At 52.7% G+C, this 13,624-nt stretch carries 12 protein-coding genes; 6 read left to right on the forward strand and 6 right to left on the reverse strand.

The genetic code is table 11. The features are described from left to right. The first annotated feature begins 55 nt into the window (after positions 1-55). From FMM01_RS06945 to FMM01_RS06955, 3 genes are all read left to right on the forward strand, one after another. Complete coding sequence (locus tag FMM01_RS06945) at positions 56-271, forward strand: hypothetical protein (protein WP_150392017.1); 216 nt, start codon at positions 56-58, stop codon at positions 269-271. A 125-nt stretch (positions 272-396) separates the two neighbouring features. Continuing rightward, complete coding sequence (locus FMM01_RS06950) at positions 397-1,506, forward strand: ImmA/IrrE family metallo-endopeptidase (protein WP_150392018.1); 1,110 nt, start codon at positions 397-399, stop codon at positions 1,504-1,506. Between the two features lie 771 nt (positions 1,507-2,277). Beyond that, positions 2,278-2,631 carry a hypothetical protein gene (locus FMM01_RS06955; RefSeq protein ID WP_150392019.1) on the forward strand — a complete coding sequence of 118 codons (354 nt, stop codon included), beginning with the start codon at positions 2,278-2,280 and terminating at the stop codon, positions 2,629-2,631. Positions 2,632-2,696: 65 nt separating this feature from the next. Here the strand turns inward: FMM01_RS06955 and FMM01_RS06960 are convergent, their stop codons facing one another. The 4 genes from FMM01_RS06960 to FMM01_RS06980 all read right to left on the reverse strand — a co-directional run bounded on the left by FMM01_RS06960 (position 2,697) and on the right by FMM01_RS06980 (position 6,977). Beyond that, complete coding sequence (locus tag FMM01_RS06960; RefSeq protein WP_150392020.1) at positions 2,697-3,326, reverse strand: TIR domain-containing protein; 630 nt, start codon at positions 3,324-3,326, stop codon at positions 2,697-2,699. Positions 3,327-4,123: 797 nt separating this feature from the next. Then, entirely contained in the window at positions 4,124-5,674 is a 1,551-nt protein-coding gene (gene guaA / locus FMM01_RS06970) for a glutamine-hydrolyzing GMP synthase (protein ID WP_223850012.1), read from the reverse strand. Between the two features lie 76 nt (positions 5,675-5,750). Further along, positions 5,751-6,680 carry a type I pantothenate kinase gene (coaA, locus tag FMM01_RS06975; RefSeq protein WP_223850013.1) on the reverse strand — a complete coding sequence of 310 codons (930 nt, stop codon included), beginning with the start codon at positions 6,678-6,680 and terminating at the stop codon, positions 5,751-5,753. Positions 6,681-6,779: 99 nt separating this feature from the next. Then, entirely contained in the window at positions 6,780-6,977 is a 198-nt protein-coding gene (locus FMM01_RS06980; RefSeq protein ID WP_027827805.1) for a hypothetical protein, read from the reverse strand. A gap of 154 nt (positions 6,978-7,131) precedes the next feature. Here FMM01_RS06980 and FMM01_RS06985 point away from each other — a divergent pair, with 154 nt between their 5' ends. Continuing rightward, positions 7,132-7,698, forward strand: a complete 567-nt coding sequence (locus FMM01_RS06985) for an SGNH/GDSL hydrolase family protein (protein WP_150392022.1) — start codon at positions 7,132-7,134, stop codon at positions 7,696-7,698. Between the two features lie 60 nt (positions 7,699-7,758). Here the strand turns inward: FMM01_RS06985 and helD are convergent, their stop codons facing one another. Beyond that, positions 7,759-10,053 (reverse strand): RNA polymerase recycling motor HelD, encoded by a 2,295-nt coding sequence (helD, locus tag FMM01_RS06990; RefSeq protein ID WP_150392023.1) that lies wholly within the window; start codon positions 10,051-10,053, stop codon positions 7,759-7,761. A 14-nt stretch (positions 10,054-10,067) separates the two neighbouring features. Further along, positions 10,068-10,235, reverse strand: a complete 168-nt coding sequence (locus tag FMM01_RS16205) for a hypothetical protein (protein ID WP_155827891.1) — start codon at positions 10,233-10,235, stop codon at positions 10,068-10,070. A gap of 145 nt (positions 10,236-10,380) precedes the next feature. On the opposite strand from FMM01_RS16205, the gene FMM01_RS06995 reads away from it, so the two are divergent. Next, positions 10,381-11,385 (forward strand): aldo/keto reductase, encoded by a 1,005-nt coding sequence (locus tag FMM01_RS06995; RefSeq protein WP_150392024.1) that lies wholly within the window; start codon positions 10,381-10,383, stop codon positions 11,383-11,385. 32 nt (positions 11,386-11,417) lie between these two features. Then, positions 11,418-13,607 (forward strand): phosphoketolase family protein, encoded by a 2,190-nt coding sequence (locus tag FMM01_RS07000; protein WP_150392025.1) that lies wholly within the window; start codon positions 11,418-11,420, stop codon positions 13,605-13,607. Positions 13,608-13,624 lie beyond the last annotated feature (17 nt).

A 13,624-nucleotide genomic window follows, 5' to 3' on the forward strand; every position in this document is an offset into this window, starting at 1 on the left:
CACTTCAATTTTAAATCCGGCTTTGTTTGCTTTCTTGCTTTCCTTAGTGGTACTCATGGACAAATTTGACTCTCTTTATTTGATTGACCAACTCAAAACGTGGGAAGCGGCAAATACACAGTCCAAGATGAGCAGCAATACGTTTTACAAGTTCATTAAAAGCTGCCATCTGCCGAAAGACTTTGTCGCACGACTCGGCCAAATAGAAATTGAAAAAAGCCGGAAGCAACGCAATGAAGAATCGCAGCGTTGGATGGATGGATTTCAGTGACAGGGAAGGATAGATGCAACCATCACCGGACAGTCGTCTCAGCCGAGCTCCCTTGTATGGACCAGTCCCTGAATATCCCTTCAAACCGGCTTACTAATTCATTTCATTAGGATGGAGACAATGCAATGACGGAGAATCGCGTAACTGTTCAAAAAGAACTGATTGATTGGTCTTTCAAAATCACCGATTTATCTCCAGAATCCCAGCGCAAGGTGTTGCAAGACACCAAGTGGCTGCATGAAAGCTTCACCCACTATCTTCAGCCAACCGTCAAACAGCTCGGCATTTTTGCGACCCGCCTTCACATCCCCTTTGGTGATCTCCTCCTCAATAAACCACCAAAACTGGAAGATATTCGCCTCGCCTTCCGGACTCAAGAAAACGCCCCAGCACAAGTCAGCCTCACTGTGCGGGACGTCATTTATGAGATGCAGCGGAAGCAGGCTTGGTTCAAAGAGAACAGCCAAATTGGCATACGCAAGCTAGCATTTATTGGCAGTGCCCCAGCAAACGATGTCAACGAAACATTGAAGGCTGTGAATCGTTATCTCGTACTGCCCCATTTCTCCAGTCCACAAGATTTATTCAATGACCTCAGAAATCAGCTTGCCGACAATGGCATCTTGGTGATGCAGAAAGGCGGGGCCGGCTTAGGTACTAATCGTCCGCTTGCCGTCAATGAACTCCGGGCATTTGTTCTTCTCGATGACTATGCGCCGTTGATTTTTATCAATCAAAAGGACAGTTACACCGATCGTATCTTCTCCCTGATCCACGAGTTCATCCATATCCTCCACGGCACCGATGAACTATTGAGTGGGAATAATTGCAACGTCGTTGAAGAACGGCACATTAACCAAGTGGCGACAGCATTCCTCATGCCACCGCCTAAGTTCAGAGTGCATGTTGATCGTAACAATATTGGCGGAACTGCACGATACTTCATTGTCAGTCCTCGATCCATCGCCATCAGGGCACAAGGTCTGGGATCAATCGGCCTTACAGATGATGTAGAAGTCGTACCGCCACAGAGCGCAGGAGGTGCCCCGTACAACTCCGCTCTAAGTTGCAACGACCGCCGGTATATATATGCCTTGGTTGCGGCTCTAGAGAACGGTACTGTGCTGCCGACCAAGGCCGCAGCTTTACTTGGTATCAGCTACAAAGCTCTGGACAATGCTTTGAAAGCACTGAATAGCCTTGCATTTCAAGACACACACTTCTGCTCAGCTTGAAACACCGCCATCCTCACAGATAAGGAAGTGAACCAATGGCCACAGCTAATTCAACGTCAGTTTTTGAGCTGCTGAGTTACCAAGTATCCAATTCGCCAGACGGTCATCCGTCCGCACTTGTTTTTCATTCCAATCAACCCTGTACTGCCTCTACGTGCGTTTCTCCTTAGATTCTGTGCTAGTCAAGATGTACCATGCTGGCAGAGAGGCGGGCCTCGGACCGAACATTCAGGGTGAGGACCGCATCCGTTTTTACGTAACCAGTACGCTGCTCACGCCTTCAAAGAAAAGTAAGGCGCTTCATCGCGGCCAGTACCGCTGGTTGAACAGATCACGGATCGAAAGCAATATGCCCTTTCAGACGATTTCTCGTTTGATAATATCTCAGAATTTGAATTTCACGCCGACTTGAATCTGAACCCAGATTTCACTGACGTTTCAAAGATGTTGGCCCCCACTTCGTATTTTGAAATACGCTTTTCGTTCCTGGTCCCGGGATCAATCAATGACCTTCAACAACAATTTCCCACCATCTCCGAGGAGGATATACGCGAACTGCTGATTGATAGTCAGACATTTGCACAATTAAAATCACCTGTGCATTTTGCTCATGGGACGATGGAGGACACCGCAAGTGATTAACCCCAAAGTTGTGAAAATGGACGGAAGCTCTTTCCCGCAAACACCTGCCCCGCAAGATACACCCTCAAAATAACCAAGTAATACTATTGAAGCGACGAAACCAAACACAATGTCCAACGGGGTGACAGCATGAATCCCAAATATGCGACCAAAGATGAACTTCATGCTTTGGACAAAGAGGTGGCAACCTTTTCGGCAAGGGTTGATGGCCGCTTTGATACACTCAGTGCAAAGATTGACAGTAAATTCGATACGATGTCAGAACACATTGACGCCAAGTTTTCTGCACTGGAATCTCGTCAGACAAAGTGGCTCATTGCTACCGCGGTTGCCATCATTGACCTTGTGGTCAAGCTTGGTCAAACTTCTCTAACGTCTGGACCTCAATTTGTGAAACAAAAAAGACTCCCTTCGATTCCGCAAACAAGGTGGGAGAATCGGAGGGAGTTTGCTTATCAGTATTCCAGAGAGAGTGACAACTAAAGTAACATTCAGGTTCTCATCATCAGACAAATACCTTCCCTGGTGAGAGGAAAGACCCAATAAGTCTACAGAATACCAGCATGAGAGATGTTAGCAACCTTAACTATATCGTAATTATCTAAATTCTGGCTTTTATCAAAAGCATTGTCGATGTATTTATTGGGGTCCTCAAGAAATTGAGCCTCGTCTACCAAGGAAACATAGGAACCGGTAAGTGCATCGACCGTCATACATTGCTTACACACATATTGTGTAGGCTTTTGATTAAGCCTATTGTCAGTAATTATCTTCGGTAAAAACTGTTCAGAGAAAGACGACGAAACATCTCCATCAGGATGGCGGTATGTTTTCCGAATCCATCCTGAATCAGGCATACCCATAATCACACCCACAATGCCATTTGAATGTGAAGAACGATCACCACGTTTTATATCTTTTAACGCGTACTCTAGCTCCCAACTAATCCACGCACTGTTCGTCATGTTAGGCGATATTAGCGCAATCGTTACTGACGTTCCATATATCATATCCTTTAAATACTCACGAATTGCGTCGTTTGAACGATCAGAAATATCTTTTGAATCGTTGTTTTCACCTCGATAATACCGTGCATCGTCACCAAGAGAATCAATAATACGATCACGAAGATCTTTAGTTTCAGAGTACTTATACAAAATAAAAGTTGAATGTGCCATCTCTTTTTCCTCTCCTATCTAAAAACACACAGCATGCCAATGATGCTTACTAGAATTGCTCCGTATGATAGTAAAAAAACAGGTCGAACGAAAGTACACCAAAATCTTTCTTTTACCGGCAGAAAAGCCATTGAAAAGTTAATCTCGGATTCACTTTGTTGAAGGACTGATTCATAAAGGTCACGAAATCTTCGCTCTTGACGAAGATAGTAAGCATCGCTCGTCCAGAACAGGAGACAGCATCCGAGTGTAAGCCACAGTAGCGAGTGGCTCCAACTCTTTGATTGATTTGTAACGAATAGTGTTATCAAGCCACCAATTGCCGTAAGTGACCACCCTTTAATTAAAAAAGAATTTGAAGACATTCGATTGATAATGTCCTCGATCATTTGAAGGTGAAGTCTTTTGTTGTCTCCCGCACATAACTTATTCACGTTACCACCTCCTTTGAGTGCGAGTCAGCGACCGTTGCGGAACATTCTTCAGATTCCGCGAAAGAAATTATATCACATTCTCGTGAATTGTTGTACAACGCTTTTGCGCCCAAATCACTAGCTTTCTTCACACGTGTCTATTTGGATAAACTACCATCTATAGTACATGTATTACTTATATTTTGCATAATTGCGGATACAACATCCACACTTTGAATGCACTAAAAAAAATTCCTTGATAGGCTTGACTTTGGGTAGAAAAATGGCGACCCCATTGATGCAAAAGAAACACAAAAGAGTCGCCCGGCGCGGGAAAACGACTCCCGGCACATAGCGACCCTTGCTGCTAAAACCTGTTACCTCTTATTCCCACTCAATAGTCGCTGGCGGCTTACTCGTAATATCATAAACCACCCGGTTAACATTCGCGACCTCATTAACGATCCGCACAGAAATCTTCTGCAGCACATCCCAAGGAATCTTCGCGAAGTCCGCTGTCATCCCATCAATCGACGTCACCGCCCGGATCCCAATGGTGTAGTCATACGTCCGACCATCACCCATGACCCCGACAGACTTGAAGCCCGGGAGAACGGTGAAATACTGCCAAATATCTTTGTCCAAACCAGCCTTGGCGATCTCATCCCGCAGAATCGCATCAGAATCGCGGACGATCGTCAGCTTATCCGGCGTGACCGCGCCAACGACCCGAATAGCCAAACCCGGGCCGGGGAACGGCTGACGCCATACCAGGCTATGGGGCATGCCCAGCTTCTCGCCCAGCTCCCGCACTTCGTCCTTGAACAGTGTCCGCAGGGGTTCGATCAGCTGGAAGTCCACGTCCTTGGGCAGGCCGCCGACGTTATGGTGGGACTTAATGGTTTGGGCCGTATCCGTCCCAGACTCAATAACGTCCGTGTACAGCGTGCCTTGGGCCAGGAAGTCAAACCCGCCGTTCAGCTTAGCGGCCTCATCGTCGAAGACGCGGATGAACTCGTTGCCGATGATCTTCCGCTTCTTTTCGGGATCGCTGACGCCGGCCAGTTTATCCAGGAACCGCTTTTGGGCATCGACCTTGATAATGTTCAGGCCGAACTTGCCTTCCAAGCTATCCATAACTTGGTCTGCTTCGTTCTTCCGCAACAGGCCGTGATCCACAAAGATACTGGTCAATTGATTGCCGATGGCCTTGTGCAGCAGCACGCCAGTGACGGAGGAATCGACCCCGCCGGAGAGGCCGAGGAGGACTTTCTTATCGCCCACGGTCTGCCGGATCTTCTCGATCTGCTGGTCGATGAAGTCTTGCATGCTCCAGTTGGCTTCGGCGTGGCAGACGTCGAAGGCGAAGCGGTGCAGGATCTCGTGACCATATTCGGTGTTTTGAACCTCGGCGTGGAACTGGATGCCGTAGAATTTGCGGGTATCATCCGCGATGGAGGCAATCGGGCAATTGGGGCTGGTGGCGACGTCCTTGAAGCCGTCGGGCACCTTAGTAACCAGATCGCCGTGGCTCATCCAAACATATTGTTCGGTGGGCAGGCCCTTGAAGAGCACGGCCTCCGGGTCGGTGACGGTAATATCGGCGTGGCCGTATTCCCGGTTATCCGCGGGTTCTACTTTGCCGCCGGCCAGCTTGTAAGCCATCAGCTGCATGCCGTAACAGATCCCTAGAATGGGAATCCCCAGTTCAAAGATCTCGGGATCCACATCGAAGGCCCCTTCGTCGTAGACACTGTTCGGGCCGCCGGAGAAGATGATCCCCTTCGGTGCAATTTGCTTCACTTCTGCCGCCGTGATCTTATGGGACTTAAGTTCAGAAAAGATACCAAACTCCCGGATGCGCCGGGTGATCAACTGATTGTACTGACTGCCGTAATCCAACACAATGATTTCATCCACATTGCTGGGTGCCAAGAATCCCACTCCTCTGCTGATTTGATAACACATTTTACCATATTTGCCGCCGGCTCGCACCGTCTCTGCCAATACCCTAGTACTTCCGCAGATCGACCTCGTCAATGCGGTGATGGGCGGTCTTGTGCAGCACCAAATCGGCCCGAGACCGGGTCGGCTCAATGAATTCTTTCAGGTTCTTCAGGTTCACGTCGCGCCAGACCCGGCGGGCCATGGCGAAAGCGGCTTGGCGATCCCCGATAGCGTATTGGTAGTAATAGTTGTTCGGATCCGTGAACGCGGTGTCCAGCAGCAGGCCGAACCGGTCCAAGTACCATTCTTCCGCCAGCGCCGGATTCGCATCGACATAGATGGAAAAATCGAAGAAATCGCTGACGTAGATTTGGGCGTTGCTGGGCAGCTGCAGGACATTGATCCCTTCGACGATCAGGATATCCGGCTGGCGGACGTGAATGCCTTGGCTGTCCGGCAGCACATCATAGGTTTGATGGTCGTACGCCGGCACCAGCACGTCTGGATTCCCGGCTTTGATGGCATCTAATACTTCAAGCAGCTTGCCCATGTCGTAGCTTTCCGGGAATCCCTTACGGTCCAGGATCCCCCGCTTCGTCAAGATCGCGTTGGGATACAGAAACCCATCGGTGGTCACCGTCTGCACGGTCAGCTTGGGATACGCCCGCTGCAGCAGCAAGTCCAGCAGCCGGGCCGTCGTACTCTTCCCCACCGCCACCGAGCCGGCAATGCCGATGATGAATGGCGACGGGCCGACGTCGGTGTCCAGAAAGTGAGCCAGGGTCTGGCGCTTTTGCCGAAAGTTCTTGAAGTACAGATAAACCAGCCGGCGCAGGGGCCAATAGATCTCCCGCACGTCGGCCAATGAGATCTTATCGTTGAAGGCCTTCACCGACTGCAAGTCGGCGTCCGTGATTTCGGCCCGCTTCGTGGGCCCGTGCAAACTGGCCCACTGCTCCCGATCGAATTCGTAATAGTTCCGTGTTACTGCCACAAGATCACCTAATTCTACTGAGATTACGTTCCATATTACCAGAAAAAAAGCGTCACCACAGGCTGCAGTGACGCGCATTTTGACGTTAAGTACTGATGCTTACTTTTGCGGCAACGGCACAATTTCCCACCGAGAAGAATGGGTGAAGTAATCATCCGCAAATTTCTTAGCTTCTTCACTGGTTTTGAACGCTTTAGCGTCCGTTGGGAACCGATGCAGCCCGTAACGGAACCGTTCATGGTCTGGGCTGCCCAAATACATCATCCGGTTGTTTACTTTGATGCCGATCGCGAACATCAGCTTCACTCCTTATTTTTTCTTTCTTGCTCCAAAGCCATTATATCGCGAAAGCATTCGCAGCATCCAGTGGGTTAAGCAAGTCGTTAAAAATCAGTCGAAAGTCGCAGCCGTGCTAGAATTGAGATGATGAGTTAAGAAAGGAAGTCCAATTATGGCTGCAAAATTGATTCTTCTCGGCGACTCCATCTTCGCCGGCTGGCGCAACGGCCAGATGTCTGCTCTGTTGAAAGACCGTTTAGCCGGCCGCTTGCCCCGCTATGACATCGTCATGGCGGCAGTGCCCGGTGAGACCACCGACGAGGCGCTGAACCGGGTGACCCAGGATACCGCCGCCGGGGAGCACGACCTCGTCGTCATCGGCTACGGTGCCAACGACGCCAGCAATACGACTAACGTCACCGCGGACGATTTTTACGATAACCTGCGGACCATGATTGAAATCATCGGCCCCGATTCTGTCATTCTCCTCACGCCGCCTTTCGGCGATCCCCAGCGGCTCCAGGACCGCAACCAGGACAGCGTCGCCGGTTACACCCAGGCGGCCAAAGAGGTCGCAGATAAAGAGAACGTTCTGCTGGTGGATCTGCACCAGGCGATGATGGCTAGTCCTGACCCCCAGGCCCTCTTAGCCAGCGATGGTCAGCATTTCACTGACCTGGGCTACGACCTGCTGGCCGACTTGATCGTCAGCAGCGTCCACGCCATGGAGAAACGCTAATCAATACAGAAAATGAGTCCCGACCGGCAGCACCGCCGGCGAGGCTCATTTTTTTACCGTTTATTCCTGGGTAAACAGGTCCTGCGGTACATTCGCTAAAATCGGTGCCAGCTCCGGACTGGCCAGAATCGTCAGCCGGTGCATTGCCCGCGAGGCAATCGTATAAATCAATTGCCGATCATCTTCGCTGCCGTAGTTGGCGGTATTCGCCTGGTACATGACGACTGCGTCGAATTCCAGTCCCTTGGCCAGGAAGGACGGCACAATGATCACGCCCGGAGCAAGTCGCTGGTTCTCGGATTTGATCAGCGTGGCCGCCACGCCGCCGTCTTTCAACTGAGCATACAGCGCCTGGGCATCTTCCAGCGTCCGGGTAATGATGGCGGTGGTCAGCCCAGAGCTATCATTCGTGCCGATTTGTTTCTCCAGCCGGACCAGCAGATCTGCTTCTGTCGCGCCGATATAGACGTTCGGCAAGTCCCCTGCCCGATCAAAGGCATCGATCCGCTGGCCGTTGACCAGCAATGCCTTCGTGAAGTTCGTGATCTGCTCAGTGGATCGGTAGCTCTTGGTCAGCTGAACCACGTTGGTCTTCTCCGGATCAAACAGTGTGGCCACATCGCCGAGCAAGTCGCCATCGCTCTGCTTGGTGAAGATGGCTTGGTTCAAATCGCCCAGCATCGTGAAGCGGGCTTTGCCGAAGCGGTAGCGCAGATAGGCCAGCTGGTACGGGGTGTAATCCTGAATCTCATCGATGAAGACAAAGCGCATGTGGCGGTCGGTGTGGTGGCCGGTGATCAGGTCATATAAGTACAGGAACGGCGTGACATCGTCCGCGTCGATTTTGCGGTCACTGAGGACTGCCCGCATCTGCTCAATGTGGGCGTCCCACATGGCCGGCGTGATTCCCCACTTAGCCAGATCGACCAGCTCCGGAATTGCTTTAAGAAAGGCCATGTACTGAATCCGGATATTGAAGAAATGGTTCCGGCGCACGGCATTATAAACTTTCTGAAAGGCATTGGTGACGATTTGCCGGGCCAGGAACTTGTACTCGTCATCGGAGTTGGCAAATTCCTGGTCGACGGTCCGGTACATTTTCTGCAAATCTTCGGAATCCAGATCCTGCACTGCCTGCTGCACCCAATCGGCCTTTGTCTCGCTGTCGATCCGGTGGTTCAAACTGTTCACCAGCCGTTCCTTGGTCGCCTCCAGGCGGTTGATCAGCTTGTAATTGGCATTGAAACTGTAGTAGATCTCGCTGATCCGCTGCTTGGTGAAAAACGGCTTGCCCTGAAACATCAGATTGCGGAAATGCATGCCCTCATGGTTCAAGTGCAGCGCGTAAGTCCGAGTCGCCTTGAAGAATTCCAGCGATTGCTTGAAATGCTGGATCTTCTTAGCATCGGTATCCAGTTGTACTTCGAATTGATGCTGCAGACTCTCTGCTGCCAAGGCCGGCAGGCGGCGGTTGGTATATTGCTGGTAAGTCATCTGAACCATGTTCTGCTCGCCCAGTTCTGGCAGGACGTTTTCAATATAGTCATTAAACAATTGGTTCGGTGAGAACATGATCACCTGACTGCTGGTCAGGTTGCCCCGATAGCGATACAGCAAATAGGCCACCCGCTGCAGGATCGCCGAGGTCTTCCCAGACCCGGCGGCCCCTTGCACGAAGAGCAGATCGGAATCGGTATCCCGAATGATTTTGTTCTGCTCCTGCTGAATCGTCGTCACAATGGACTTCATCTGGGTGCTGGACTTTTCCCCCAGCACTTCCAAAAGCATCTGATCGCCGATGGTTTCGGTGGTATCGAACAAATTGACGATTTGGTCGCCTTTGATGATGAACTGCCGCTTCAGCGACACGTCCACTGACTGTTCGCCGTCCGGGGTTTGGTAGGTCACGTGGCCCAAGCCGCCGTCATAGTAGATAGAAGAAATCGGCGCCCGCCAATCGTAGATCAAGAAATGATCATTACGATCGCTGAACGACCCCAGGCCGATATAAATCGTCTCCCGGCGGGGTTCGCCGGACTCTTTGAAGTCTACCCGGGCAAAGTACGGAGACTTTTGCAGCCGCTGCACGGTCTTCAGCTGTAAATCGGAGTTGCGCCAGGCGTTGTCCCGTTCCTGGAGCAATTGCTGCTGCTGATGGATGGTGATTGCTGTCTCCATCGTTGTCGTATCGCTGCCAAAGGAGAGGTGGACATCATCATTGAAATGTTTATCAATATTTTTTTCTTCGGATTTGGCCCGGTGAATTTGTTTCTCCAGCTTTTTTTCTGCTGTGTCTAACTTTTCCAAGACCGTATCCAGATGACGCTGTTCCAGCGCCTTTTCGTCCTGTGCCATAAACCTCAGTCCTTTCACTGACGACGATGCTGCCAGGCTGTCCACAGACGCGGCAGCCAGAAAGTAAAGACGTACCCCAGGGCAAGCGCGCCCAGGGTCCAAAGTGCATAATGCCGGGTGATGATGCCGATGATTAAGCCAATCAGCGTGATGCCGCCCAGAAATAGCGATTTTTTGTTCAATCAATGCCCTCCATCGCACAATTTTAATTAAATAGTTTATCAGATTTCGAGACTGTTCGCAAATTTTTACACAAGGGTGTGCCTTGCTTACATTTTGCGTAAACCATAGAATAAAGGAGACACAGACAAATAGGAGGTTTTTCAAATGACAGAAGTTTATCGGGCTGATGATACCCGCTACGATAATCGGACCGCGATTCGCCGTGCCGGGGATACCGGTCTGCAATTGCCGGCCGTCTCCCTGGGTTTGTGGCGCCACTATAGCAGCAGCGATCCTGTACTGGACCGGGAAAAGGTGATCCTGAAGGCCTTTGACGAGGGCGTTTTCTCCTTCGACTTGTCCAATAACTACGGCAAACCAGAAATCGGCAGTGCCGAGCGGCTCTTCGGCGACATTTACCGCCGCAACCTGAAGCCTTATCGGGATGAGCTGGTGATCACCACCAAGGTCGGTTTCAAATACGGCGTCGGCCCTTACGGTGAATTCGGCAGCCGCAAGGCCGTGATGCAGAGCATCGATACCAGTCTGGAAAAAATGGGATTGGATTATGTGGATATTTACTACAGCCACCGGCCAGACCCAAAGGTGAAGTTCGAAGAAACCGCTCGGGCCTTGGACGCCGTTGTTCGCGCCGGGAAAGCATTGTATATCGGTATTTCTAACTACACCGCCGCTCAAACCAAGGAAATGGTCGGCTGGTTCCAGAAGCTTGGCACACCCTTCGTGGTCAATCAAGTCTCTTACAACATGTTTAATCGCACAGCGGAGAAGGACAATCTCCTAGCAACGATGAAAGACTTGGACGCTGGGCTCGTGGCTTATGGACCGCTATCCGAGGGCTTGCTTTCCGACCGCTACTTGGCCGGCATCCCTGCCGACTTCCCGATTCACTGGTCGAATACGGAGACTTTCGCCAAGGGCAAAGATCACGTCGTCGCCCAATTAAACGACTTAAAGAAAATCGCCCAAAACCGGGACCAAACCCTGTCCGAAATGGCGCTGTCCTGGCTCCTGCGGGATCCGGTGGTGACCAGTGTGATCATCGGCACGACCAGCGTGGATCATTTGGAAAGCAATATTAAGGCCGGGAACCAGACGACCTTTACGGCGGATGAATTAGCAGCCATTGAGGCGATTCTGAATCGTTAAGTCTTTCGGGTCATAGAAAGTGGGATGGCATAGTGCGTACTGATGAGAACGAGACACAAGCCGCGGCAACTATTTTTCACACGCTGAATTATCTAAGTGCCGCAATTCTGTACTTAAAGGACAACATTCTCTTGGACCGGCCGCTGACTGCCAGCGACTTGAAGCAGCCGCCGCTGGGCCATTGGGGTACCGCCCCAGCCCAGAATTTAGTGTGGGCCGGGCTGGATCAGCTGTTTAAAAACTACGACACCTCTGCTTTGGTGGTCACCGGTCCCGGTCACGGCGGCCAAGTGCCGCTGCTGAACAGTTTCTTAGAGGGCAGCTACACCAAGGCGTATCCTGAAGTGCCCCAAACCAAGGCGGGCTTGCTGACGCTGTTTCGCCGGTTTGCCACCCTGCATCATGCGACCCATCCTGGGCCGGATGTGCCCGGCGTGATCCAGACCGGCGGCGAGCTGGGGTACACGCTGGCCCATGCGGCTGGCGCCGTGCTGGACAGTCCAGGGACCCGGGCGGTGGCCTTGATCGGTGACGGCGAGGCCGAGACCGGGCCGTTGGCGGCGAGTTGGCAGGTCAGCCGGGTTTTGAACCCGCAGCATGACGGCGCGGTTTTCCCCATCCTACTGCGCAATGGTTTTGCCATGGCGTCCCGGACCGTCTTCAGCGAAATGGCGCCGGAGGCCGTTGAGGCCTTCTTTGACAGCCAAGGCTGGGCACCGCTATGGGTCTCTTTGACCCCCGGCCAGGACATTCACCACGCCCTGTATCTGGCACTCGCCCAAGCCTGGGATAAGATGGCGGCTTGGCAGAGAGGCGTTGACCAACCCCTGCCGGTATTGATCTTGACCACGCCCAAGGGCTGGACGGGGCCGGAGGCCGGCGAAGCGGCTAGTCATCAGCTGCCGATCGCCATTGATCCAGATGCCCCGGCGGCTGGCTTGGCGGCGTTAACCAAATGGCTCCAGCCGCATCGACCGACCGCTCTATTCACCGCTGAGGGCGCCCTCAGCCCCGCCTTTCTCGACTTGCTGCCGCCCAAAGAACGGCGGATCACGAACCACCCGGCGGCCCACCACCACTTCCATCGCTGGCGCCTGCCGGACTTGCCGGACCGGCCGGTGCCTAAGCGCGGTGCCCGCAGCGAAAGTCCAACGGCTATTCTCGGCACCTATCTCAATAGTCTGGCGCCGGAACATCGGCTGCACCTATTCAGCCCCGACGAACTCGGTTCCGTTCACCTGAACAAGCTGGATCAGCCGGCCACGGCCAATGTGGTGTCCGAACACCTGGATGAAGGTCTGCTGGAGGGCTACACCCTCACCGGCCGACAGGGGCTGTTCACCAGTTATGAGGCCTTCTTTCCCATCGTCGGCAGTATGGTTGCCCAGCACGGCAAGTGGCTGCAGGAGGCCCAGCGCTTCCAGTGGAGGGACACGGAGCCTAGTCTCAATCTGCTGGCCACTGGCGATGTCTGGGAACAAGGGCATAACGGCTACTCCCACCAGAACCCGCTGATGCAGGATATTGTGGCCTCACTGCCCGCCAGCACGGCGACGATCTATTTGCCGGCGGATACCAACATGCTGCTGGCCAGTGCCCACCGTGCGCTACGCAGTCAGCACCACGTCAACCTGATCGTGGCCAGCAAGAGCGCGATGCCTGATTGGTTCACCACGGCGGAGGCCGCTGCGCTGGTGCATAATGGTGTCGATACCGTCCCGTGGGCAACGATCCATCCGGAGAAAAAGCCGGATATTGTGCTGCTGGCTGGCGGGATGCGGCCTTTCGCCGAAACCATCGGGGCGGTCCACTTGCTCCATACAGCGGATCCCGCGCTGGCGATTCGCGTCGTCTGTCTTGTCCGGCCCCTCGTCCTGCGCCAATCTGAGCAGGACCCCAACGGGTTGGCCGAGGCGACCTTCAACAGCCTCTTCCCTCAGGGCGTACCAGTGGTAGCCGCCTATCCCGGTTATCCCGCTTTGCTGGCCAGCCTGCTGTACGGCCGGGACCACGCGCCCTTCGACCTCCATGGCTTCAACAATCAGGGCGGCGTAACGACGCCGGCGGTTTTGACCGCCTTGAACGGGCTGGATCAATACAGCCTCGCCATGGCCGCGTACCGGCAGCTGGATCGTCAGCCCAACGACGCTTGGTACCATGCTCACAACGCGCTATTTTCCGCTGAACGGGCCTTGTCCCCGCTCCCGGATAAGGTAAAATAAAGATATCCACAGAAACA

The organism is Schleiferilactobacillus harbinensis (assembly GCF_008694105.1).
Classification (GTDB): domain Bacteria; phylum Bacillota; class Bacilli; order Lactobacillales; family Lactobacillaceae; genus Schleiferilactobacillus; species Schleiferilactobacillus harbinensis.

What these genes read in the sequence shown, in the direction of transcription:
- FMM01_RS06985 (WP_150392022.1), top strand. Translation starts at nt 7,132, where the DNA reads ATGGCTGCAAAATTGATTCTTCTCGGCGACTCCATCTTCGCCGGCTGG.
- FMM01_RS06955 (WP_150392019.1), top strand. Translation starts at nt 2,278, where the DNA reads ATGAATCCCAAATATGCGACCAAAGATGAACTTCATGCTTTGGACAAA.
- FMM01_RS06950 (WP_150392018.1), top strand. Translation starts at nt 397, where the DNA reads ATGACGGAGAATCGCGTAACTGTTCAAAAAGAACTGATTGATTGGTCT.
- FMM01_RS06995 (WP_150392024.1), top strand. Translation starts at nt 10,381, where the DNA reads ATGACAGAAGTTTATCGGGCTGATGATACCCGCTACGATAATCGGACC.
- FMM01_RS06980 (WP_027827805.1), bottom strand. Translation starts at nt 6,977, where the DNA reads ATGTTCGCGATCGGCATCAAAGTAAACAACCGGATGATGTATTTGGGC.
- FMM01_RS06945 (WP_150392017.1), top strand. Translation starts at nt 56, where the DNA reads ATGGACAAATTTGACTCTCTTTATTTGATTGACCAACTCAAAACGTGG.
- FMM01_RS06960 (WP_150392020.1), bottom strand. Translation starts at nt 3,326, where the DNA reads ATGGCACATTCAACTTTTATTTTGTATAAGTACTCTGAAACTAAAGAT.
- helD (WP_150392023.1), bottom strand. Translation starts at nt 10,053, where the DNA reads ATGGCACAGGACGAAAAGGCGCTGGAACAGCGTCATCTGGATACGGTC.